Genomic DNA, 20,893 nt, shown 5'->3' on the forward strand with positions numbered 1-20,893 from the left:
ACGGCTGTGCCACGTTCACTAAAGAAAGGTCCCTTCATTGACCTTCATCTTTTGAAGAAGGTAGAGGCTGCAGTGGAGAAGAGCGATCGCAAACCAATTAAGACTTGGTCGCGTCGTTCTATGATCCTGCCCAATATGGTAGGCCTCACTATCGCGGTCCATAATGGTCGCCAACACGTCCCGGTGCACGTCTCCGAGGAAATGGTTGGCCACAAATTGGGCGAATTCGCTGCTACTCGCACTTATCGCGGGCATGCGGCGGATAAAAAAGCCAAACGGTAAGCCAGAGAGGATTGAGAGATGGAAGTCACAGCTAAGCTGCTTGGCGCTCGTTTATCCGCCCAGAAGGCCCGTTTGGTGGCTGACCAGGTGCGCGGTAAACCTGTCGCCGAGGCACTCGACCTGCTGACCTTCTCACCGAAGAAGGCTGCCAAGCTGGTTAAGAAGGTGCTGCAATCCGCGATTGCAAATGCGGAAGAAAATAACGGCATGGATATTGACGAGCTGCGTGTCTCGACCATCTGCGTCGATGAGGGCATGACGCTCAAGCGTATCAAGCCGCGTGCCAAGGGGCGTGCGGATCGTATCTTGAAGCGCACGTGCCACATCACCGTCAAGGTAGCCGAGAAGTAGGAGTCGACCGATGGGTCAGAAAGTCAATCCAACAGGCATTCGACTGGGCATCGTCAAAGACCATGCTTCTGTCTGGTATGCTGAGCGCGGCGCTTACGCCGATAAGCTCAATAACGATCTCGAAGTGCGTAGCTTCCTGGAAGAGCGTCTTAAAAGCGCCTCTGTTAGCCGCATCCACATCGAGCGTCCGGCGAACAATGCCCGCATCACCATTCACACTGCCCGTCCGGGTATCGTGATTGGTAAGAAAGGTGAAGATGTCGACCGTTTGCGTCGCGATCTCACCCAGATGATGGGTGTTCCCGTGCATGTGAACATCGAAGAAGTTCGCAAGCCGGAGCTGGATGCCAAGCTAGTCGCTGCTAACGTAGCGGGTCAGCTTGAGCGTCGCGTTATGTTCCGTCGTGCTATGAAGCGCGCGGTACAGAACGCAATGCGTCTTGGCGCTGGTGGCATCAAGATTCAGCTGTCAGGTCGTCTTGGTGGCGCTGAAATCGCACGTACCGAATGGTACCGCGAAGGTCGCGTTCCGCTGCACACGTTGCGTGCGGATATCGACTACGCCACTTACGAAGCTCACACCACCTATGGCGTTATCGGCGTCAAAGTGTGGATCTTCAAGGGTGAAATCCTCGGCGGTATCGAGGAAGTACGTGCCAAGGCCAAACAGCCTGCCGGCAACGCGCCCAAGAAGAAAGGTTCCAGGTAAGGGGAGAGCGAGTCGATGTTACAGCCCAAGCGTATGAAATTCCGCAAGATGATGAAAGGCCGCAACCGTGGCCTGGCGCATCGCGGAAGCAAGATCAGCTTCGGGGAATACGGCCTTAAAGCTACTGGTCGCGGCCGCATCACTGCGCGTCAGATCGAAGCAGGCCGTCGTGCGATCACACGTCACGTAAAGCGTGGCGGTAAGATTTGGATCCGCGTATTCCCTGATAAGCCGATCTCCAAGAAGCCGCTCGAAGTTCGTATGGGTAAAGGTAAAGGTTCTGTTGAGTACTGGGTTGCCCAGATCCAACCGGGTCGGGTCCTGTATGAAATTGAAGGCGTGTCGGAAGAGCTCGCTCGTGAAGCGTTTGAGCTTGCCGCACAGAAAATGCCCTTATCCACCACCTTTGCGAAACGGACGGTGATGTGATGAAAGCCCAGGAAATTCGTGAAAAGTCCGCAGGAGAGCTCCAGGAGCAACTCCTCGAACTCCTCCGCGAGCAGTTTAACCTGCGCATGCAGAAGGCCACTGGCCAACTGAGCCAGACTCATCTGCTCAAGCAGGTCCGCCGGGATATCGCCCGCGTTAAGACTTTGCTCAACGAGAAGGCAGGTGATTGAGATGGCCGAAGAAAACACAAAGCGTACGCTCACCGGTAAAGTGGTGAGCGATAAGATGGACAAGTCCATCGTCGTCATGATCGAGCGGCGCGAGCGTCACCCGATCTACGGAAAATACGTTAAGCGCTCCACCAAGCTGCACGCCCATGATGAGGCGAACCAGGCTAAGGCAGGCGATACGGTCTCTATTCAAGAGTGCCGTCCGCTTTCCAAGAAAAAAGCTTGGACGCTGGTCGAGGTGGTTGAACACGCCAAGGGGTAATCCCAAGGCTTGTCAATCAGTGCAGTCAGATTAGGTTTGGAGAAAACCGATGATTCAGACTCAGACAATGCTGGATGTCGCCGACAACAGCGGAGCGCGCCGGGTGCAGTGCATCAAGGTGTTAGGCGGATCACACCGTCGTTACGCTCGCGTTGGTGATATCATCAAGGTCACGGTTAAGGAAGCGATTCCGCGTGGCAAGGTCAAAAAAGGCCAGGTGCTAAAAGCGGTCGTGGTCCGGACCCGTAGTGGCGTCCGTCGTCCCGACGGTTCGCTCATCCGTTTCGATGGAAATGCGGCAGTTTTGTTGAATAACACCAACGAACAGCCCATCGGTACCCGTATTTTTGGGCCGGTGACTCGTGAACTTCGTAATGAAAAGTTCATGAAGATCATTTCCTTAGCGCCTGAAGTGCTGTAAGGAGCGAGGCGGATATGCAAAAGATCAAACGTGACGATGAAGTCATCGTCATCGCCGGGAAGGATAAAGGCAAACGTGGCACCGTTAAGCGGGTATTAGAAAACCGCTTCTTGGTGTCCGGTGTGAACATGATTAAACGTCACACCAAGCCAAATCCCATGGCGGGAAATCAGGGCGGTATCGTCGAGCGTGAGGCTCCGATTCACGCGTCCAACGTAGCCATCTTCAATTCGGAGACCGGTAAGGCGGATCGCGTCGGCTTCCAAGTGAAGGAAGACGGTACCAAGGTACGTATCTACAAGTCGACGCAGACGCAGATCGACGCCTAACGCGAGTCGGGTAGCAAAATGGCGAACTTGAAAGAACGTTATCAAAACGAGGTAGCAGCTCAACTCAAAGAAGAGTTCAGCTATGCCAACGTTATGCAGGTACCCCGGATCACGAAAGTGACTCTGAACATGGGTATCGGCGAAGCAGTCAACGATAAAAAGTTGATTGACAATGCCATCGGCGATCTAGAGAAGCTCTCTGGTCAAAAACCGTTGGTGACCAAGGCACGTAAGTCCATCGCGGGCTTTAAGGTACGTGAAGGTTGGCCAATCGGTATTAAGGTGACCCTGCGCGCTGAGCGCATGTGGGACTTCTTGGACCGTTTGGTTTACATCGCGATTCCCCGCGTGCGTGACTTCCGTGGTCTTAACCCGAAGTCTTTTGACGGTCGCGGCAATTACTCCATGGGTGTGCGTGAGCAGATCATCTTCCCGGAGATCGAGTATGATAAGATCGATCGTATCCGAGGGTTGGACGTCACTATCACTACTACCGCCAAAACCGACGAGGAAGGTCGTGCGCTACTAACCGCACTGAACTTCCCCTTCAAGAAATAAGGGTTGGATCATGGCTAAGAAAAGTATGATAGAGCGTGAGCTTAAGCGTACGCAGCTGGTGGCAAAGTATGCCACCAAGCGCGCAGAGCTTAAGAAAATCATCTCGGATGTGAACACGTCTGAGGAAGACCGCTTCGAGGCGACGCTGAAGCTGCAGCAATTGCCGCGTGACTCAAGCCCGGTACGTCAGCGTAACCGCTGCCGTATCACCGGTCGTCCGCACGGTTTTTACAACAAGTTCGGCCTCGGCCGTAACAAGCTGCGTGAAGCCGCCATGCGTGGCGACGTTCCTGGTCTTAAAAAGTCCAGTTGGTAACGCCACGTAGTATCATCAGGAGCGCACATTAAATGAGCATGCAAGACACTCTGGCGGATATGTTTACCCGTATCCGCAATGCGCAGATGGCCACCAAGGAGACGGCTACCATGCCGTCCTCCAAGCTGAAAGTACAAGTGGCCCGAGTGCTAAAGGAAGAAGGCTACATTGCCGACTTTACGGTTGCCGAAGGTGTTAAGCCTGAGCTAACCATCACTCTCAAGTACTTTGAGGGTAAGCCGGTCATTGAGCATATTCAGCGGGTTTCCAAGCCGTCCCTGCGCCGTTACATGGGTAAGGACAACTTGCCTAAGGTCGCCGATGGTCTCGGTATCGCGATTGTCACCACGTCAACGGGTGTCATGACCGATCGTGCCGCGCGCCAAGCGGGTGTCGGTGGCGAAGTCATCTGCACCGTATTCTAGGAGGCTGGAATGTCCCGCATAGCGAAATATCCGGTTAAAGTGCCTGCCGGCGTTGACATTAAAATCAATGCCGACCAGCTGACCGCCAAAGGCGGCCAGGGCACGCTATCTATGACGATCCACTCTGATGTAGTGGTTAATCAAGAAGATGGCCAGCTGACCTTCGCCCCGAGTGAGTCTGCCAAGAGCTGGGCAATGGCCGGTACTACCCGCGCCTTAGTTCAGAACCTGGTAACGGGCGTATCCGAGGGTTTTACACGAACTCTCGAAATTGTTGGCGTCGGTTATCGTGCCCAAGCTAAGGGCCAGACGCTCAATCTTTCACTGGGCTTCTCGCACCCGGTCGACTACGAACTGCCTGAAGGTGTCTCAGCGGAAACGCCGAAGAACACCGTGATCGTGCTGAAAAGCGCGGACAAGCAGCAGCTCGGTCAGTGCGCCGCGGAAATCCGCGCTTTCCGTCCGCCCGAGCCGTATAAAGGCAAGGGTGTACGGTACGCCGACGAGCAGGTGCGTCGCAAAGAAGCCAAGAAGAAGTAAGGCAGGGTTATGAACGCGAAGAAAGAATCTCGTCTCCGTCGTGCCCGCCGCGCTCGCGCGAAGATCCGCGAGCTGGGCGTGTATCGCCTGTGCGTCAACCGTACCCCGCGTCACATCTATGCGCAGATTATCTCGCCGGATGGTGGCAAAGTGCTAGCCAGTGCTTCTACGCTGGACAAAGCACTGCGCGAGGGTGCGACCGGCAACTCAGATGCGGCCTCTAAAGTAGGTGCTCTGATTGCTGAACGCGCTAAAGAAGCAGGCATCACCCAGGTGGCCTTCGACCGTGCTGGCTTTAAGTATCACGGCCGCGTCAAGGCGCTGGCCGACGCCGCACGTGAAGGCGGCCTGGAATTCTAAAGGGTTTTACGATGGCGAAGAACGAACAGCAAAGCGGTGATCTGCAAGAGAAGTTAGTGCAGGTCAACCGCGTCGCCAAGGTGGTCAAGGGTGGTCGTATTTTCGGCTTCACCGCACTGACCGTCGTTGGTGATGGTAAAGGTCGTGTCGGTTTCGGTCGTGGCAAAGCACGTGAAGTGCCTGTCGCGATCCAGAAAGCGATGGATCAAGCTCGTCGCAACATGGTCAAGGTGAACCTTGCTGGCCATACGCTGCAGTACCCGGTCAAAGCCCGTCACGGTGCTTCCAAGGTGTACATGCAGCCGGCTTCCGAAGGTACCGGTATCATCGCCGGTGGCGCCATGCGCTCTGTACTAGAGCTTGCCGGTGTCCACGACGTACTGGCCAAGTGCTACGGTTCCACCAACCCGGTTAACGTGGTGCGAGCGACTGTTAAAGGTCTCTCCTCCATGCAAGCACCGGAAGACGTGGCCGCCAAGCGCGGTCTGTCTGTCGAAGCGATCACGGGGTAAGGCACCATGGCAGCAACGATCAAGGTTACCCAGATCCGCAGCACCATCGGCATTATGCCCAAGCACAAGGCTACTATGAAAGGCTTGGGCCTGCGTCGCATCGGTCATACGGTTGAACTGGAAGACACCCCTGCCGTACGCGGCATGATCCACAAGGTAACTTACCTTGTGCGCGTTGAGGGAGAGTAATCCATGAAACTCAATAACCTAAGCCCGGCTCCGGGCTCCAAACACGCTGCAAAGCGTGTGGGTCGTGGCATCGGTTCCGGTCTTGGTAAGACCGGTGGCCGTGGCCACAAAGGTCAGAAATCACGTAGTGGCGGCAGTGTTAAGCCCGGTTTCGAAGGCGGTCAGATGCCTTTGCAGCGTCGTTTGCCGAAATTCGGCTTTACGTCTGCGAAGTCGCTGGTCTCTGAAGAAGTACGCCTGGCTGAGCTTGCTAAAGTTGCCGGTGGCGAAGTCACCATGGCATCTTTGAAAGAAGCCAACGTGCTGAAGGATGCTACGCTACACGCGAAGATTATCCTTTCTGGCGAATTGAAAACGGCGGTTACCGTTCGCGGAATCAAGGTCACCAAAGGTGCCCGTGAAGCGATCGAAGCCGCTGGCGGCAAGGTAGAGGACTAAATGGCCAAGTCAGGAAAAATGCCGGCGATGGGCAGCGGTCTGAGTGAACTGTGGGCGCGTTTGCGCTTCGTGCTCCTCGCCATCGTGGTGTACCGTATTGGTGCCCACATTCCCGTTCCCGGTATCAATCCTGACCAGCTTGCTGCCTTGTTTAGGGAGCAACAGGGAACCATCCTAGGCATGTTTAACATGTTCTCGGGTGGCGCCCTGGAGCGCATGAGTGTCCTCGCCCTGGGTATCATGCCCTATATTTCGGCGTCGATTATCATGCAGCTCATGACTGCGGTCTCCCCTCATCTTGAGCAGCTCAAGAAAGAGGGTGAGGCTGGCCGCCGCAAGATTAGCCAGTACACCCGCTACGGCACGGTGATACTGGCATTTGTCCAGGCAACCGGTATGTCCGTCGGCCTGGCTAGCCAAGGCATCGCGTACAGCGCTGACTTTAGCTTCTACTTCACCGCCGTGATTACGTTCGTATCAGGCGCGGTGTTTATGATGTGGCTAGGTGAGCAGATTACCGAGAAGGGCATTGGCAACGGTATTTCGCTGCTAATCTTTGCCGGTATTGTCGCTGGACTACCCAGTGCCGTGGGCCAAGCCTTCGAGCTTGCCCGTAATGAAGGGGCCTGGAATGTTCTGCCGCTGTTAGCGTTGTCTGCGTTAGGTATTGCGACTGTCGCCTTCGTGGTTTTCATCGAGCGTGGCCAACGCCGCCTCAAGGTGAACTACCCCCGGCGTCAAGTGGGCAATAAGATGTATGCAGGGCAAAGTAGCTACCTGCCTTTGAAGGTCAACATGGCTGGCGTTATTCCGGCGATTTTTGCCTCCAGTATTCTGCTCTTCCCGGCCTCTATCGGTCAGTGGGTAGGTGCCGGTGAAGGTATGGAGTGGTTGCAGCGTGCATCTCAGGCATTAGGCCCAGGTCAACCGCTTTACATCTTGCTTTTCGCGGCGGCAGTGGTATTCTTCTGCTTCTTTTACACAGCGCTGGTCTTCAACCCCAAGGATGTGGCTGACAATCTTAAAAAGTCAGGCGCTTTCCTGCCGGGCATTCGCCCCGGCGAGCAGACCGCTCGCTATATCGACAAGGTCATGACACGTCTGACCCTGTTCGGTGCCTTGTATATCACTGCGGTTTCCTTGATGCCCCAGTTCTTGATTGTGGCGTGGAACGTGCCGTTTTTCTTCGGCGGTACCTCGTTGTTAATCGTAGTCGTGGTCATCATGGACTTCATGGCCCAGGTGCAATCGCATCTCATGTCGCATCAGTATGACTCAGTGATGAAGAAGTCCAACCTGAAAGGCTACGGTAGCGGCGGTATCATGCGCTGAGGCGCCGCCCACCCCTATTAAGTTAGTGAGGGGGCGTGCCGCGAGCCGGTTTTTGGAGAAAGATCGATGAAAGTTCGAGCTTCCGTAAAGAAAATGTGCCGTAACTGCAAGATCATTCGTCGCAATGGCGCTGTCCGCGTCATCTGCAGCGAACCACGGCACAAACAACGCCAGGGTTAATCCCCCTGGGTTGTATTAAGCGGTGCCAGCATACCCCTTGCCTTAGGGCGCTAAAAGGGGTATGCTGTTGCGCCTTTTGTAGATGAATAAACGAGCAAGCCGCTCAAATTTCGGAGTAAGCTGATGGCCCGTATTGCAGGCGTCAATATCCCGGACAACAAGCATGCGGCGATCTCGCTGACCTATATCTTCGGGATTGGCCGTACCCGTGCTGAGCACATCTGTGCAGCAGCCGGTATTGCCATGAATGCCAAGATCCAGGACCTGTCTTCTGAAGAAGTCGACACCCTGCGTTCTGAAGTTGGCAAGTACACCGTAGAAGGCGACCTTCGTCGTGATGTCACGCTTAACATTAAGCGTCTCATGGACTTAGGCTGCTACCGTGGTCTGCGTCATCGTCGTAGTCTTCCGCTGCGTGGTCAGCGGACTAAGACTAACGCGCGCACCCGTAAGGGCCCGCGTAAGCCGATCCGCAAATAACACGCACGTTCTGGCGTAAAGACAGGAATAGACATCAACATGGCTAACCCGCGTAGTAACCGTAAAAAGGTTAAAAAGCAGGTAGTGGACGCGATTGCGCATATCCATGCCTCTTTTAACAACACGATCGTGACGATCACAGACCGCCAGGGCAACGCTCTTTCTTGGGCGACTGCCGGTGGTTCGGGTTTTCGTGGTTCTCGCAAGAGCACCCCGTTCGCTGCTCAAGTGGCAAGCGAACGTGCAGCAACTGCTGCAGCCGAGTATGGTGTGAAAAACGTAGACGTACTGGTTAAAGGTCCAGGACCCGGTCGTGAATCCGCCGTGCGTGCACTGAATGCCGCCGGCTTCCGCGTGCAAAGCATCGTAGACGCGACGCCCATTCCCCATAATGGCTGCCGTCCGCCGAAGAAACGCCGCGTTTAAGGAGACAGATTCATGGCTCGTTATATTGGACCGAAGTGCAAACTGTCTCGTCGTGAAGGCACCGACCTCTTTTTGAAGAGTGGTGTGACTCCCTTCGAGAAAAAGTGTAAATCCGAGCAAATCCCGGGTGTACACGGCCAGCGTCGTCAACGTCTTTCAGACTACGGCTTGCAGCTTCGCGAGAAGCAAAAAGTACGTCGCATGTATGGCGTACTCGAAAAACAGTTCCGTAACTACTACAAAGAAGCCGCTCGCCTGAAAGGCGCGACTGGTGAAGTATTGTTGCAGTTGCTCGAATCCCGACTGGATAATGTCGTCTACCGCATGGGCTTCGGCTCGACTCGCTCTGAAGCGCGTCAGCTGGTCAGCCACAAGGCGATTTCCGTGAACGGCCGCACCGTTAACGTAGCTTCCTATCAAGTGAAGCCGGGTGACGTTGTTTCCATTCGCGAAAAGGCGAAAAACCAAGCACGTATTCAAAGCGCGTTGTCCATTGCGGCCAACCGTGGCGATATCGCTTGGATCGAAATCGACGCCAAGAAGATGGAAGGCACTTTCAAGGCTCTGCCTGAACGCGGTGACCTGTCTGCCGACATCAACGAAAACCTGATCGTCGAGCTGTACTCCAAGTAAGCAGTTTTCTGTTTCTTGTCAACCTGGTGCGGGTGTAACGCCCGCGCCAGGTCGTACCGAGTACCAAGTATCCGTTTGGCAGCCTGAAAGGTGTTCATATGCAGCGTTCAGTGACAGAGTTTCTACGTCCTCGCGACATCAAGGTCGAAGAAATCAGCGCACATCACGCCAAAATCGTGCTCGAACCGTTCGAGCGTGGCTTTGGTCACACCCTGGGGAATGCACTGCGTCGCATTCTGCTTTCGTCTATGCCCGGCTGTGCCGTGGTAGAGGCTGAAATTGCTGGCGTCGAGCATGAATACAGTGCGCTCGAAGGGGTGCAGGAAGATGTCATTGAAATCCTCCTGAACTTGAAAGATGTTGCGATCAAGATGCACAGCCGCGATGAGGCGGTGCTCACGCTGAACAAGCAGGGCCCAGCCGTCGTCACCGCTGGCGACATTGCGCTTGATCATAGCGTCGAAATCGTCAACCCGGACCACATCATTGCTCATGTCAATGAAGGTGCCGAGCTGAAAATTCAGCTTAAGGTAGCGCTGGGTCGTGGCTACGAACCGGCTGACGCGCGTGGCTCTGATGAAGAGACCCGTGCCATTGGCCGCCTGCAGCTGGATGCCACCTTCAGCCCTGTCCGCCGTGTTTCCTACTCGGTTGAAGCCGCTCGTGTTGAGCAGCGCACCGATCTCGATAAGCTAATTATCGATCTGGAAACCGACGGTACCCTGGATCCGGAAGAGGCTATCCGTCGCAGTGCGACCATCCTGCAAGAGCAGCTGGCCGCCTTCGTCGACCTGGAAGCTGATAAAGAACAGGAAGTCGAAGAGGAAGAGGATCATGTTGATCCAATTCTATTGCGCCCCGTAGACGATCTTGAGTTGACCGTTCGCAGCGCGAACTGCCTAAAAGCCGAGAATATTTATTACATCGGTGATCTTATCCAGCGCACAGAAGTTGAGCTGTTGAAGACACCGAATCTCGGTAAGAAATCTTTGAATGAAATCAAAGACGTATTGGCGGCTCGCGGCTTGTCCCTTGGCATGCGGTTGGAAAATTGGCCTCCGGCAAGCCTGAAGGACGACAAAGCCTCCGCGTGAGCGTCGACTTGAGTCCCAGTTTGGTAAGGAATTACAACCATGCGTCATCGTAAGAGTGGTCGTCATCTGAATCGCACCAGCTCGCATCGTCAGGCCATGTTCAAGAACATGTCTGTCTCGCTGGTCGAGCATGAAGTCATTAAGACAACCCTGCCTAAAGCCAAGGAGCTGCGTCGCGTTATCGAGCCGCTGATCACCTTGTCTAAGCAGGATAGCGTTGCAAACCGTCGTTTGGCATTTGCCCGCACGCGCTCTAAAGAAGCCGTCGGCAAACTGTTCAACGAACTAGGTCCGCGTTATGCCGAGCGTCCGGGCGGTTACGTCCGTATTCTTAAGTGCGGTTTCCGCACCGGCGACAACGCACCTATGGCGTTCGTTGAGCTAGTTGACCGTCCGGTTGTTGAAGAAGCCGCTGCAGAAGAGTAATTTTCTGCGCTAGGTTTTTTTAGTAGCGATCGAAAACCGACCCCTCAGTGGGTCGGTTTTTTTATGGCATATATTCATCTTCTTTTGATACGTATGTAACTTCTCTTTTTCTAAGCCTAACTCCGTATATACTCAGCTTATTATTAAAAGTACCTAGCATGGCCGTGCAGAGCAGGGAAAGCCTTGCGTTGCACCTTGAATATGGCATGGTAGTGAGGCCATGGATCAGTCACAGTACGTTGATAACAAGCAAGGGGCAGGTATGTATGCGAGGGTAAAACAGATCGCCGTTGGCGGTGCATCAGCGGTATGGTCATTGAGTGTGGTTTTGCTGCTCATGCTGGCAATGGTCTCCAATGCTCACGCCGACAATCCACGCTATGCAGGCATTGTGGTGGATTTGGATAATGGCGAAGTCCTTTACGCTGAAAATATTGACGATCAGCGTTATCCTGCTTCGCTGACCAAAATGATGACCCTGTATTTGACCTTTGAAGCGCTGGAAGCGGGCACGTTGCGTTTAGATCAGCCCTTGCCGGTTTCCCGTTTTGCAGCAGCAAAGCCAGCCGTCAAGCTCTGGCTTGCTGCAGGTAGTTCTATCCCCGTCGACACGGCCATACGTGCGCTAGCGGTTCGCTCGGCTAATGATGTTGCCGCGGTGGTTGCCGAAGCACTAGGCGGTAGCGAAGCGCGTTTTGCACAGATGATGACCACCAAGGCGCGCGAGCTCGGCATGCACGCGACCACCTTCCGCAATGCTTCTGGCTTGCCTGATGACGGCCAAGTCACCACCGCACGGGATATGTTGACGCTCTCAGTACGCGTAATGCAGGATTTCCCTCAGTACTACCACTACTTCGGTCTCCAGGAATTTACCTACCGCGGCACACGGCATACCAGCCACAACCGTCTGGTGCGTGATTATCCTGGCGCTGATGGGCTGAAAACTGGATTTATTAGAGCGTCTGGTTTTAATGTGGCGACCACTGCAGTGCGCGGTAATCGGCGATTAGTGGCAGTGGTGATGGGCGGTTTTTCATCTCAGTCGCGTGATACCCATATGGCCAATTTGCTGGACCGCAGCTTCTTGCGAGCTTCACTACGTGATCAACGTAGCTGGGTGGCCGACACCACCTTTTCACAAGAGTTTATGGCCTTTGCCCCTCCCGCTCAGCCGGTTTCCCCACCAACACCTGAACCACGTCAGCCGCTATTGGCCGTCGTAGAAACGACTACGCTTTCGCCCTCCGCGAACACTGCCGCTTCAACGCCCGCCGTGGACCTTGAAGAACAGTTGGCCGATATAACCAGCGTTCAGCGCCCCACGCCTGAAAGCGAGATGCCGCAGCCCGACCCTTTGCAGGCCTTTATTGAGCGCGAACGTCAGCTTGCGTCTGTCAATGAAACAGGCGGCGGCTGGGGAGTTCAGGTAGGCGCCTTTAGCCAGGAGGCCCAGGCTCGTCAATTGGCGCAACAGGCGGCTCAGCGTATTGCGCAAAGTTTAGGTGGTCGTGTGGCTATCGACACCGTAGAGGGCCAGAACCCGGTTTACCGCGCTCGCTTAATGGCGTTGGATGAACAGCGCGCCCGTCAAGCGTGTCGCGAACTGCACTCCCAGGGGATGGACTGTATGGTCGTTAACGCCAGCTTGTAAGCTGGTTAAGCTGGCGTTGGTTCAAGCGCTGACCCAAGTGCGTATCACCCCGCCACTCGTTATTGGGCGGGGTTTTTGCTTTTAAGCAATTGGCTGGCGATTACCGGCTAACAACAACTAAGGAGAGAGCGGTGACCACCTCACTGAAGGGCATACTCTGCATGTGTATGGGGGTTCTTTTTCTCGCCCTGGGAGACGCCGTTTCCAAGTGGTTAGGCGAGACACATTCGCCGCTGCAGATTATTTTTTTCCGTGCTTTAGTCTCGCTACCAATGATTGCGCTGCTTGCCCATTTTGCGGGTGGTTTACGCAAACTACGGACGAAACGCCCAGGCGTTCATTTGCTGCGTGGTTTGATCTATACCGCCACCATGGTCTGTTTCGTCTGGGGATTAACGCTGTTGCCCCTGGCGGAAGCGACGGCAATCGCCTTTGTGGCACCGTTATTTGTCACCCTCCTGTCGGTGCCCTTGCTAGGAGAGCGTATCGACCCACCGGTACTGATCGCCTCGTTAGTCGGGTTTGTGGGTGTGCTGATTGTGGTTCGCCCTAACGGTGATGCCTTCCAGCTAGGCGCGCTGGTGCTGGTCGCCGCGGCGCTCTTTTATGCGTTGATGATGATTACCGCACGTCGCTACGGCGCCCGTGAACACTTATGGGCAATGCTGTTTTATATGACTTTTGTGCCACTCGTGGTAACCGGCTTAACGCTGCCATGGGTATGGCAACCCCCCCAGCCCTGGCACTGGGTCGGTTTTTTCACTTCTGGAATCTTCGGCGTTGCGGCGACCGCCTTTATTACCCTGGCGTTTCGGTACGCCCCAGCCGCCATTGCCGCCCCGTTTGATTACACGGCGATGCTTTGGGCAGTGCTTCTCGGCTGGTGGTTTTGGGGGGAAATGCCCGACCTCTGGGTCTGGGTGGGCAGCGCCCTGATTATGGGCAGCGGATTAGCGGTCGCGTATCACGACCGCCGCACCACCCTTAAACGCCGCCCTACTGCCTAGCAGTACGCTTAAGCGAACTGGTAAACGTCCATCGCCAGTACGCCGTGTTCCACGCTGTTGTGTAGCTGGGTGGCGTTACCGCCAGCGCCCATCGCGACCAGCAAGGGTTGAAAGTGCTCTGGCGTGGGGTGATTCTTCCGCGCGCTAGGGGCGTTCTCCCAATTTAGCAACGCCTCACGGTCATTGGCGATCAGGTGATCGTGTACCCAGCGCGCAAATTCATCTACCCAACCGGGCATTGGGCTATCTTGCGCCATCAGTTCATATAGATTATGGGTCAGGCTGCCCGAGCCGATAACCAAAATGCCCTCATCCCGAAGTACCGATAACTGTTCACCGAGTGCCGCAAGCTGCGCACTGCTCCAGCGCACCGGCAGCGATAATGAAACGACAGGTACATTAGCGTCTGGAAACATTAGCGAGAGCGGCACCCAAACGCCATGGTCGAAGCCGCGCTCTACCGGTTTGGCGCCCAACAACACGGCCAGCCGTTCAGCCAGTTCAGGGTCGCCAGGGGCGGCATATTGCAAATCAAAAAGCGCCTGCGGAAAGCCACCAAAATCGTGAATCGTCTTCGGTTTGGCGCTGCTACTGACCTGTAGCTCGCTGCTCTCCCAGTGCGCCGAAACCACTACCACCGCTTTAGGCGAGAGCTGACTGCCAAGTTCACGCAGAAACGTATGGGCAGATGTTTTATTCAGCGCCAGCATGGGTGAACCATGGGAAATAAATAGACTAGGTAACATGGGTAGATCTCCACGGTAGTACCGGCGCTTGCGGTGGAGCAAGCGCCGGTGATGAGGTTAGGCGAAGCGACGGTTTAACACCCAGTGACCACTTCCTAAACCCGCTTGAGTAATGAGGGCCAGCGTCCAAAACACCGGGAATTCCCAACCGCCACCAGCATTCGAGAACATCCAACCGTTACCCAAGTGTACCCAAGCGGCACCCAGCAGTACCGGTACCAGTGCTAGGCTTACCCAGCGAGTGTATACGCCGAGCAGAAGGGCTATCCCACCGCCCACTTCAGCAGCAATGGTTAAGTAGGCTAAGACCCCCGGCAAACCCAGTGACTCAAAATAGCCGACCGTACCCGGTACGGTAAATACCAACACTTTGAGCAAACCGTGAGCGAGGGCCATAACGCCGAGGCTGATGCGCAGAAGCGTAATAGCATAAGGCTGTAGAGAGGGAGTGGCCGTAAGTGATGATTGAGTCGTCATTTGAGGAGCTTCCATCTGTGTGGTTGATGGAGCTACTTTACAGCTAGGCCAGGGTGAGATAATCAGCGCGTTATGCACATCACTGTTGCGTAATAGGCGACAATCCAATCGCCTGTTCCCAAATAGGTGGATCTCCCCACGCCTCGGTAAGCAGATCGATAAAGCGCTCCACCTTGGCGGGCAGATACCGCCGGGCAGGGTAGAGCGCGTGAACGTCGAGCCGCACCGCGGGCTCGTCGGTTAAAATCGGCACTAACCGCCCGCTGACAATACTCTCCGTGACCAGAAAACTGGGCTGTTGTGCGATGCCTAAGCCCGCTTCAGCAGCCTGGGTCAGTACATCACCATTATTGCTCTCCAGTGGGCCATTAACCGTCAAAGACTGCGTAGCAATTTGCCAGTCAGCGCTCTGCTGGCCACTACGATATCGCAGGCAGCGGTGCTCATTAAGGTCGTTAACGCTAACGGGTTCGCCGTGGGTGGCAAGATACTCAGGGGAGGCACAAAACAGCAAACGGCAGCGGGTCAGGCGGCGTGCCACCAGGCTGGAGTCGGGCAGGCTGCCGATACGGATCGCCACGTCATAACCCTCTTCAAGTAGATCAACGCGACGGTCATTAAGGTCCAGGCGCACGTCAAGCGCCGGGTGGGTAAGCATAAACTGGGTGACGAGTGGCGTTAAGTAGCGGGTACCAAAACTCATGGGCCCATTTACGCGTAAACGGCCGCGCACATCGCTGGTACCTTGGCCAACTTCAGCAGCGGCTTCATCGAGCGCTTGCAGCACACCCTGGGCGCGCATTAAATAGCGCTCTCCTGCTTCCGTGAGATGCAGGCGACGCGTAGTGCGCTGTATCAGTCGCGCCCCGAGTGCCTTCTCCAGTGCCATGACCTGACGGGAGACGCGAGTGCGGGAAATATCCAGCGCTTCTGCGGCGCGGGTATAGCTACCCAGCTCGGCTACCCGCACGAAAGCGACGATATGCTCTAACTGATTCATGACGACGAGGCGGCTTGGAAAACCTGAAAAGCGCGCGCTGCCTGGTAAGGGTCGGGCTGACCACAAATAGCCGATATCACCGCTAAACCGTTCGCTCCCGCTCGCTGTACGCTAATCGCATGATCCGCTTTCAGCCCGCCAATGGCCACGCTGGGCAGTGGGCACGCCTTGACCAGCGCCGCTAAACCACCAAAGCCGATGGGCTGGGCGTGATCCTGTTTGCTCTCGGTGGCAAACACCGGGCCAATCCCCACATAATCAAGTAGCTCAAACGGCGTGGCTTGCAGCTGGGCGATAGTATTGATCGACAGGCCGATAATCGCCTGCTCACCTAGCAAACGCCGCGCTTCCTGAACGGCGGCGTCGCTCTGGCCGACATGCAGGCCATCGGCCTGGCTTTCTAGCGCCACCTGCAAGCGGTCGTTAATGATCAGCGGCACGCCTGTGCCCGAGAGAAGCGCTTTTAACCGTTTGGCTTGGGCAGTCATTTGCTCATCGCTGGCATGCTTATCACGCAACTGTACGATGGTGACACCGCCTCTTACCGCTGCCTCAACCGTTTGTTCCAAGCCATGGTCTCGGCAGAGCGCGGCATCGGTGACCAAATAGAGCGATAGATCAAGCGGCATGAATTGCCTCCAGCTGGGCATGAGTAGTGAGGTCGTCAGGGGTGAGTTGATACAGCGCATCCAGCAGTGCCACTTGAAAGCTACCAGGCCCCTGGGCGTTGCCGCCCGCACGTTCACCCGCGACGGCAAAGCAGCCCAGCGCGGCGGCCGTTGCGCCCAGTGGGGCGTCGCGGTTGGCAGCCACAAAGCCTGCCACTAGCGCGCTCAGCCCACAGCCAAGGGTTGTTACGCGGGGCATCAAAGGGTGGCCACCGTGAATACGGTAGTGCTGTGCGCCATCCGTTACCCAGTCGCTTTCGCCGGTCATCGCGACAATACAGCGGTGTTTTTGCGCTAACGCTATCGCTGCGTCCACGGCTTGGTCGGTGGCGGCGGTGGAGTCCACGCCGCGGCCTTGGTTGGCTAAGCCGTTAAGGGTCAGAATTTCAGACGCATTGCCCCGAATCACGCTGGGTTTCGCGGCCATCAGTTTTGCGCACAGCGTTTGGCGATAGCGCGTGGCGCCGACGGCGACGGGATCTAATACCCAGGGAATGGCATGCTGACCGGCAGTCGCTGTGGCGGTCAGCATAGCGTCAGCCCAGTGGGCAGAGATCGTGCCGATATTAATCGAAAGTCCCGCGGAAATAGCCGTGAACTCAGCCACCTCTTCAGGGGCATGCAGCATGGCGGGGGATGCGCCGGTGGCCAGTAACAGGTTGGCCGTGCTGTTCATGGCCACGTAGTTGGTCATGCAGTGAACCAGCGGTGTCACTGTGCGCAGCGTCTCAAGGTAATCGCCAAGCGGGCGTAGGGTCATAGCATCCTCCCGGCAGGGAGGTGGTAAGCGTTACCACGACTCCCTACGCCGGTGTTATCCGGTTCAGGTTCAAAGGGTGCTTCTCAGCCCTGCCGTCATGGAGGGCGCCCCTGTCGATGGAATACTATCCTTGCCTGAAGTAGCCCTGTAAAGCCCCGGATGCGGACGATGGCAATCTAACGAAACGAAATACGTGTGCCGTAGGTAAGCATTTCATCAGGCGTTATCGCTTTACCTTCTACCCCAATCATCTCATCACCGCACTGGTCGGCGAAGGTTAGCACGCCGTGGGTCAAGCCAAGTTGGCCTAAGGTATCGCGGATTTCACCCGTGCCGAGAAAAGTACTGACGTGCCCTTTGTTATCACTGAGGTCAGACACGCCGTTAGCGTGATGAAAGCGCACTCTGTAAATCCCATCCATCGACTCCACTTCAACAATGGGCGAAAAGCCGTTGTGAAGCGCATTGGAAAGTTGCTTGAGGGTTAAGTGATCACCCAGCGTCATATCAATCGCAGTCATAAAAACCTCCTGAAGGACGCCCTCAATCAGGGGCATCGATCATGTGGCGGGAACTTCTTTTGTAAATCTTATGGATAATAAGTGTAGGGTTTTTGTTTAGGATTGCTAGTGCGCTTACCGGTGCCCCGATACGACACTGCCTACGTGCTTGTAAGGGCTAGCATTCTGGCAATAAAGCCCCCATGGTAAGCGGTATGTGAGGCTCAATAGAGTCAATGAACAGTATTAGCGACAGGAGAGCGTGATGAGTTTTCAAGGTGAGCAGCATCCTGGTGTCGTCGATACACCGCCTCAAACCCAAGGATTCCGTTTAAACCACACCATGCTGCGGGTCAAAGACCCCGAGCGGGCGCTGGCGTTCTACTCAAAAGTGTTTGGCATGCAGGTACTGCGGCGGCTGGATTTCGAGGAGATGCAGTTCTCGCTCTACTTTTTAGCCAACGTGGAGCCGAGCGACAGCGTGCCGGAAGAGACTGACGCGCGTACCGTATGGACGTTTAGCCAGAAGGGGCTGTTGGAATTGACCCACAACTGGGGGACTGAAAACCAGGAAGATTTCGCCTATCACGATGGCAATGCCGAGCCCCAGGGCTTTGGGCACATCTGCTTTAACGTGCCGGATTTGGCAGCGGCACAGGCATGGTTTGACGAGCACGACGTCACCTTCGTAAAACGCGCTGATCAGGGCAAAATGAAGGATGTTATCTTCGTTAAGGACCCGGATGGCTACTGGATCGAAGTAATTCAGGCAGACCTGATGGCGGGTAAAAGCGACGCATGAGGCACGCCAATGGCTGAACTACTGTTCCGGCTGCGCCACGTTACCGACGAAGAGGCCATGGAAGTGCGTGACCTGTTGGCCGACCATGGCTTTGATACCTATGAAACCCAGGCGGGCTTTTTCCGCCTGGGGGTCGATGCTATCTGGCTACGTAATCCACATCAGCATGATGCGGCTATCGCCGCGCTAGACGCCTATCAGGCGGAGCGCCTTGACCGCGTCCAGCGTGAGCATCAAGCAGCGGTTGAGCGGGGCGACGCGGAAACATTGTGGCATCGCTTGGCCGCTCACCCGCTGCAGGTGGTGCTGGTGCTGTTAGCCGTGGGGCTTATTGCGGCTCTTACGCTGCTGCCGTTTCTGGGCTTATCACGAAGCTAAGCACTAAGCTATGCGGGCGGCAGATGACCGCGTTTGAGGTACATCATCACGCCATTTTCACCGGCGGTGAGTGCAGGGGCTGCGCCGCTGGGGTAGCGACACCAGGTGCCCGCCGTGTAGCTATGCTCGCTATCGCTTAGGCTGCCTTCAAGAATCAAAAACTCCAGGCCGCCCAGCAGCGTGGGGTAAGTGATGGAGGTGCCCGCCGACCACCGTTCCAGGCTGGTGCGCTCCTGCTTGTAGGTGTGCAGCATCTTGTAGGCAATGCGCGGGCGACGATCCGGCTGCCAGGGAAGCCGATGCGCAGGTACCGCCAGCTGGAGCGTGTCGTTGGGGTCAAACTGGTGCAGTTTGACAAAAATCAGCGCGCCTTCCTCGCCAATCTGTGGCGTGTGGCCGGTACCGATGGGGTTTCGTAAGTAGCTGCCGGCTGGGTAGCGCCCATGCTCATCGGCGAACACGCCTTCCAACACCAGGATCTCTTCGCCGCCGCCGTGGGTATGCCGCTCAAATTGCGTATTAGGCGCGTAGCGAACAAGACTGGTGGCACGGGCAACTTCATCACCAATTCGGTCAAACATCATGCGCTCGACCCCCGCACTGGGGGAATCGACCCACTGATACTCTTCCGGGGTAACACAGGCAAAGTGGCTAAAATCGGCGTTTAGACGCATGGGAAAGGGCTCTTCGCAGTGAAGGTAAGTATCGGGGAGGAGTAATAGTCTCCTTATTGACAGCGAAAAATGCAACTTTAGGTTGTTTGATCTTAGCGATGATGCCATAAAAAATGCCGCCAACGGCGGCATTAGACTGTTTTAAGCGAGAGAGACTCAGTGGGCTTCTGCCAGTGCGGTAAGCAGTTGGTGCGCTGCTTCTATGCGGGCACCATTGGGGTAGTTACGGTTAGCCAGCATCACAATGCCGATCTGCTCGCTGGGCACAAAAGCCACATAGCCGCCAAAGCCGTTGGTTGAGCCGGTCTTGTTATAAAGCGCCTCTTGCCGAGGGGCTAAAGGGGGCGTTAAGCGGTTGGCAGGGTTGGGCTCTAATATCATCTCAAGTGAGTTACCTGCCAGCAGCTGCTCAAGCGTTACTGGGTAGGCGTAGCTTTCCCAGCCCAGCCCCTGGGTCATATTGCCGACCTCAAAGTACCCCGTGCGCGTGGCCGTCAGGGCTTGGCGTAGGGGGGCTTCCAGCGCTGAGTCATTCATGTGGGCTTCCACAAAAGTGAGCACATCTGCAGCAGTTGATTTCAAGCCGTAAGCCTGAGCATCCAATACGCCGGGGTTCACCCGAATCGGCTCATCTTCTTTCGAGTAACCGTAAGCGTAGTGCGCCTGCTGTGCTTCAGGCACTTGGTAAAAACTGTGGTCAAGCCCTAACGGTGAGAAGAGATGTTCCTCCATCAATGCTGCATAACGCTTTCCGAGACGTTGGGCGGTTAAATACCCCATCAGCCCTATGCTCGGGTTGGAGTAGAGCCGATGACTGCCAGGCGTGGATTCAGGCTGCCACTGGCGATAGTAGTCGACCATTGCCGCTTCGTTGTTAACCGCCTCGGGAAACTGCAGCGGCAGTTCACCCGCGGTGTAAGTGCCCAATTCCAGCAATGTGATCTCATCGAAGGCACTGCCTTCAAGGGCAGGCAGGTGCTCGCTGGCCGCGTCGGAAAGCGAAAGCGCACCGCTGGCCTGCGCGTAGCCTGTTAACGCCGCAGTGAAAATCTTACTGATGGAGCCCAGCTCGAACAGCGTCTCATCGGCGACCGGAATCCCCGCTTCTTGATTGGCGAGGCCATAATTAAAGTAGTGCTGCTGGCCGTTGATGCTCAGCGCGACCGCCATGCCCGGGATGCGGTGCTCATCCATCAGTGGGGCGATAGTCTCGTTCACCAGCGCTTCAACTGCGTCGCTATCGGCTGTTTCAAGCGCCCAGGCAGCGCTGCCGAGCAGGAGTGAGTTGGTCATGAGAAAGGAGGTTGTTACCGCTACTAACTTACGCATACCAAGATCCTGTGG

Annotated in this window: 35 protein-coding genes and 1 riboswitch; of the genes, 27 read left to right on the forward strand and 8 right to left on the reverse strand. The window is 55.7% G+C overall.

What is annotated here, in order from left to right:
* The first annotated feature begins 6 nt into the window (after positions 1-6).
* The 25 genes from rpsS to ACWI0H_RS01080 all read left to right on the forward strand — a co-directional run bounded on the left by rpsS (position 7) and on the right by ACWI0H_RS01080 (position 13,544).
* The gene (gene rpsS, locus ACWI0H_RS00960) at positions 7-282 is read left to right on the forward strand and encodes a 30S ribosomal protein S19 (RefSeq protein WP_008959165.1); all 276 of its coding nucleotides are present in this window, start codon (positions 7-9) and stop codon (positions 280-282) included.
* An 18-nt stretch (positions 283-300) separates the two neighbouring features.
* The gene (gene rplV / locus ACWI0H_RS00965) at positions 301-633 is read left to right on the forward strand and encodes a 50S ribosomal protein L22 (RefSeq protein ID WP_007112002.1); all 333 of its coding nucleotides are present in this window, start codon (positions 301-303) and stop codon (positions 631-633) included.
* Positions 634-643: 10 nt separating this feature from the next.
* Positions 644-1,342, forward strand: a complete 699-nt coding sequence (rpsC, locus tag ACWI0H_RS00970; protein WP_008959164.1) for a 30S ribosomal protein S3 — start codon at positions 644-646, stop codon at positions 1,340-1,342.
* A 15-nt stretch (positions 1,343-1,357) separates the two neighbouring features.
* Positions 1,358-1,771, forward strand: coding sequence for a 50S ribosomal protein L16 (gene rplP / locus ACWI0H_RS00975; protein ID WP_007112000.1), 414 nt, complete (start codon positions 1,358-1,360; stop codon positions 1,769-1,771).
* A complete protein-coding gene (gene rpmC / locus ACWI0H_RS00980) occupies positions 1,771-1,962 on the forward strand; it encodes a 50S ribosomal protein L29 (protein ID WP_007111999.1) in 192 nt (63 codons plus the stop codon). The genes rplP and rpmC overlap by 1 nt, the downstream gene beginning before the upstream one ends.
* Position 1,963: 1 nt before the next feature.
* Positions 1,964-2,224 carry a 30S ribosomal protein S17 gene (rpsQ, locus tag ACWI0H_RS00985; RefSeq protein ID WP_007111998.1) on the forward strand — a complete coding sequence of 87 codons (261 nt, stop codon included), beginning with the start codon at positions 1,964-1,966 and terminating at the stop codon, positions 2,222-2,224.
* Positions 2,225-2,273: 49 nt separating this feature from the next.
* The gene (rplN, locus tag ACWI0H_RS00990) at positions 2,274-2,645 is read left to right on the forward strand and encodes a 50S ribosomal protein L14 (protein WP_008959163.1); all 372 of its coding nucleotides are present in this window, start codon (positions 2,274-2,276) and stop codon (positions 2,643-2,645) included.
* A 14-nt stretch (positions 2,646-2,659) separates the two neighbouring features.
* The gene (rplX, locus tag ACWI0H_RS00995) at positions 2,660-2,974 is read left to right on the forward strand and encodes a 50S ribosomal protein L24 (protein WP_007111996.1); all 315 of its coding nucleotides are present in this window, start codon (positions 2,660-2,662) and stop codon (positions 2,972-2,974) included.
* A gap of 18 nt (positions 2,975-2,992) precedes the next feature.
* On the forward strand, positions 2,993-3,532 hold the full coding sequence (rplE, locus tag ACWI0H_RS01000; protein ID WP_007111995.1) for a 50S ribosomal protein L5: 540 nt from the start codon (positions 2,993-2,995) through the stop codon (positions 3,530-3,532).
* A 10-nt stretch (positions 3,533-3,542) separates the two neighbouring features.
* Positions 3,543-3,848, forward strand: a complete 306-nt coding sequence (gene rpsN, locus ACWI0H_RS01005; protein ID WP_008959162.1) for a 30S ribosomal protein S14 — start codon at positions 3,543-3,545, stop codon at positions 3,846-3,848.
* Positions 3,849-3,880: 32 nt separating this feature from the next.
* On the forward strand, positions 3,881-4,273 hold the full coding sequence (gene rpsH / locus ACWI0H_RS01010) for a 30S ribosomal protein S8 (RefSeq protein ID WP_008959161.1): 393 nt from the start codon (positions 3,881-3,883) through the stop codon (positions 4,271-4,273).
* 9 nt (positions 4,274-4,282) lie between these two features.
* On the forward strand, positions 4,283-4,813 hold the full coding sequence (rplF, locus tag ACWI0H_RS01015) for a 50S ribosomal protein L6 (protein ID WP_101147112.1): 531 nt from the start codon (positions 4,283-4,285) through the stop codon (positions 4,811-4,813).
* A 9-nt stretch (positions 4,814-4,822) separates the two neighbouring features.
* Positions 4,823-5,173, forward strand: a complete 351-nt coding sequence (rplR, locus tag ACWI0H_RS01020) for a 50S ribosomal protein L18 (RefSeq protein WP_008959159.1) — start codon at positions 4,823-4,825, stop codon at positions 5,171-5,173.
* Positions 5,174-5,184: 11 nt separating this feature from the next.
* Entirely contained in the window at positions 5,185-5,685 is a 501-nt protein-coding gene (gene rpsE / locus ACWI0H_RS01025) for a 30S ribosomal protein S5 (protein ID WP_007111990.1), read from the forward strand.
* A gap of 6 nt (positions 5,686-5,691) precedes the next feature.
* Positions 5,692-5,874, forward strand: coding sequence for a 50S ribosomal protein L30 (gene rpmD / locus ACWI0H_RS01030; protein WP_008959157.1), 183 nt, complete (start codon positions 5,692-5,694; stop codon positions 5,872-5,874).
* Between the two features lie 3 nt (positions 5,875-5,877).
* On the forward strand, positions 5,878-6,312 hold the full coding sequence (gene rplO / locus ACWI0H_RS01035; protein WP_101147111.1) for a 50S ribosomal protein L15: 435 nt from the start codon (positions 5,878-5,880) through the stop codon (positions 6,310-6,312).
* The gene (secY, locus tag ACWI0H_RS01040; protein WP_101147110.1) at positions 6,313-7,644 is read left to right on the forward strand and encodes a preprotein translocase subunit SecY; all 1,332 of its coding nucleotides are present in this window, start codon (positions 6,313-6,315) and stop codon (positions 7,642-7,644) included. It begins immediately after the preceding gene.
* A 66-nt stretch (positions 7,645-7,710) separates the two neighbouring features.
* A complete protein-coding gene (rpmJ, locus tag ACWI0H_RS01045; protein ID WP_008959154.1) occupies positions 7,711-7,824 on the forward strand; it encodes a 50S ribosomal protein L36 in 114 nt (37 codons plus the stop codon).
* A 123-nt stretch (positions 7,825-7,947) separates the two neighbouring features.
* Entirely contained in the window at positions 7,948-8,304 is a 357-nt protein-coding gene (rpsM, locus tag ACWI0H_RS01050; protein ID WP_007111986.1) for a 30S ribosomal protein S13, read from the forward strand.
* Positions 8,305-8,343: 39 nt separating this feature from the next.
* Positions 8,344-8,730 carry a 30S ribosomal protein S11 gene (gene rpsK, locus ACWI0H_RS01055; RefSeq protein WP_007111985.1) on the forward strand — a complete coding sequence of 129 codons (387 nt, stop codon included), beginning with the start codon at positions 8,344-8,346 and terminating at the stop codon, positions 8,728-8,730.
* 12 nt (positions 8,731-8,742) lie between these two features.
* Positions 8,743-9,363: a 30S ribosomal protein S4 gene (gene rpsD, locus ACWI0H_RS01060; protein ID WP_008959152.1), complete on the forward strand. Its 621-nt coding sequence runs from the start codon at positions 8,743-8,745 to the stop codon at positions 9,361-9,363.
* Between the two features lie 98 nt (positions 9,364-9,461).
* Positions 9,462-10,457 carry a DNA-directed RNA polymerase subunit alpha gene (locus tag ACWI0H_RS01065; RefSeq protein ID WP_008959151.1) on the forward strand — a complete coding sequence of 332 codons (996 nt, stop codon included), beginning with the start codon at positions 9,462-9,464 and terminating at the stop codon, positions 10,455-10,457.
* Positions 10,458-10,496: 39 nt separating this feature from the next.
* Complete coding sequence (gene rplQ / locus ACWI0H_RS01070) at positions 10,497-10,883, forward strand: 50S ribosomal protein L17 (RefSeq protein WP_008959150.1); 387 nt, start codon at positions 10,497-10,499, stop codon at positions 10,881-10,883.
* Positions 10,884-11,145: 262 nt separating this feature from the next.
* A complete protein-coding gene (locus tag ACWI0H_RS01075; protein ID WP_101147146.1) occupies positions 11,146-12,537 on the forward strand; it encodes a D-alanyl-D-alanine carboxypeptidase in 1,392 nt (463 codons plus the stop codon).
* A 131-nt stretch (positions 12,538-12,668) separates the two neighbouring features.
* Positions 12,669-13,544: a DMT family transporter gene (locus tag ACWI0H_RS01080; RefSeq protein WP_232774935.1), complete on the forward strand. Its 876-nt coding sequence runs from the start codon at positions 12,669-12,671 to the stop codon at positions 13,542-13,544.
* A gap of 8 nt (positions 13,545-13,552) precedes the next feature.
* Here the strand turns inward: ACWI0H_RS01080 and ACWI0H_RS01085 are convergent, their stop codons facing one another.
* The 6 genes from ACWI0H_RS01085 to ACWI0H_RS01110 form a co-directional block, all read right to left on the reverse strand.
* On the reverse strand, positions 13,553-14,290 hold the full coding sequence (locus ACWI0H_RS01085) for a DODA-type extradiol aromatic ring-opening family dioxygenase (RefSeq protein WP_101147109.1): 738 nt from the start codon (positions 14,288-14,290) through the stop codon (positions 13,553-13,555).
* 57 nt (positions 14,291-14,347) lie between these two features.
* Positions 14,348-14,782 carry a DoxX family protein gene (locus ACWI0H_RS01090; RefSeq protein WP_101147144.1) on the reverse strand — a complete coding sequence of 145 codons (435 nt, stop codon included), beginning with the start codon at positions 14,780-14,782 and terminating at the stop codon, positions 14,348-14,350.
* A gap of 64 nt (positions 14,783-14,846) precedes the next feature.
* Entirely contained in the window at positions 14,847-15,767 is a 921-nt protein-coding gene (locus ACWI0H_RS01095) for a LysR family transcriptional regulator (protein ID WP_485874580.1), read from the reverse strand.
* The gene (thiE, locus tag ACWI0H_RS01100; protein WP_485874581.1) at positions 15,764-16,396 is read right to left on the reverse strand and encodes a thiamine phosphate synthase; all 633 of its coding nucleotides are present in this window, start codon (positions 16,394-16,396) and stop codon (positions 15,764-15,766) included. Before thiE ends, ACWI0H_RS01095 begins: the two co-directional genes overlap by 4 nt.
* Entirely contained in the window at positions 16,386-17,195 is an 810-nt protein-coding gene (gene thiM / locus ACWI0H_RS01105; RefSeq protein WP_485874582.1) for a hydroxyethylthiazole kinase, read from the reverse strand. Before thiM ends, thiE begins: the two co-directional genes overlap by 11 nt.
* Positions 17,196-17,218: 23 nt before the next feature.
* A riboswitch (TPP riboswitch) is annotated at positions 17,219-17,317 on the reverse strand.
* A 54-nt stretch (positions 17,318-17,371) separates the two neighbouring features.
* Entirely contained in the window at positions 17,372-17,716 is a 345-nt protein-coding gene (locus tag ACWI0H_RS01110; RefSeq protein ID WP_485874583.1) for a hypothetical protein, read from the reverse strand.
* Between the two features lie 244 nt (positions 17,717-17,960).
* On the opposite strand from ACWI0H_RS01110, the gene gloA reads away from it, so the two are divergent.
* Together gloA and ACWI0H_RS01120 are read left to right on the forward strand one after the other, a co-directional pair.
* A complete protein-coding gene (gene gloA, locus ACWI0H_RS01115) occupies positions 17,961-18,497 on the forward strand; it encodes a lactoylglutathione lyase (RefSeq protein ID WP_101147104.1) in 537 nt (178 codons plus the stop codon).
* A 9-nt stretch (positions 18,498-18,506) separates the two neighbouring features.
* Positions 18,507-18,875, forward strand: a complete 369-nt coding sequence (locus ACWI0H_RS01120) for a DUF6164 family protein (protein ID WP_101147103.1) — start codon at positions 18,507-18,509, stop codon at positions 18,873-18,875.
* An 8-nt stretch (positions 18,876-18,883) separates the two neighbouring features.
* On the opposite strand, the gene ACWI0H_RS01125 is transcribed toward ACWI0H_RS01120, so the two are convergent.
* Together ACWI0H_RS01125 and ampC are read right to left on the reverse strand one after the other, a co-directional pair.
* Positions 18,884-19,549, reverse strand: coding sequence for a cupin domain-containing protein (locus ACWI0H_RS01125; RefSeq protein ID WP_101147102.1), 666 nt, complete (start codon positions 19,547-19,549; stop codon positions 18,884-18,886).
* A gap of 156 nt (positions 19,550-19,705) precedes the next feature.
* Positions 19,706-20,842 carry a class C beta-lactamase gene (gene ampC / locus ACWI0H_RS01130; protein ID WP_431313164.1) on the reverse strand — a complete coding sequence of 379 codons (1,137 nt, stop codon included), beginning with the start codon at positions 20,840-20,842 and terminating at the stop codon, positions 19,706-19,708.
* Positions 20,843-20,893: the final 51 nt, after the last annotated feature.

The organism is Halomonas sp. NYA30 (assembly GCF_976980765.1).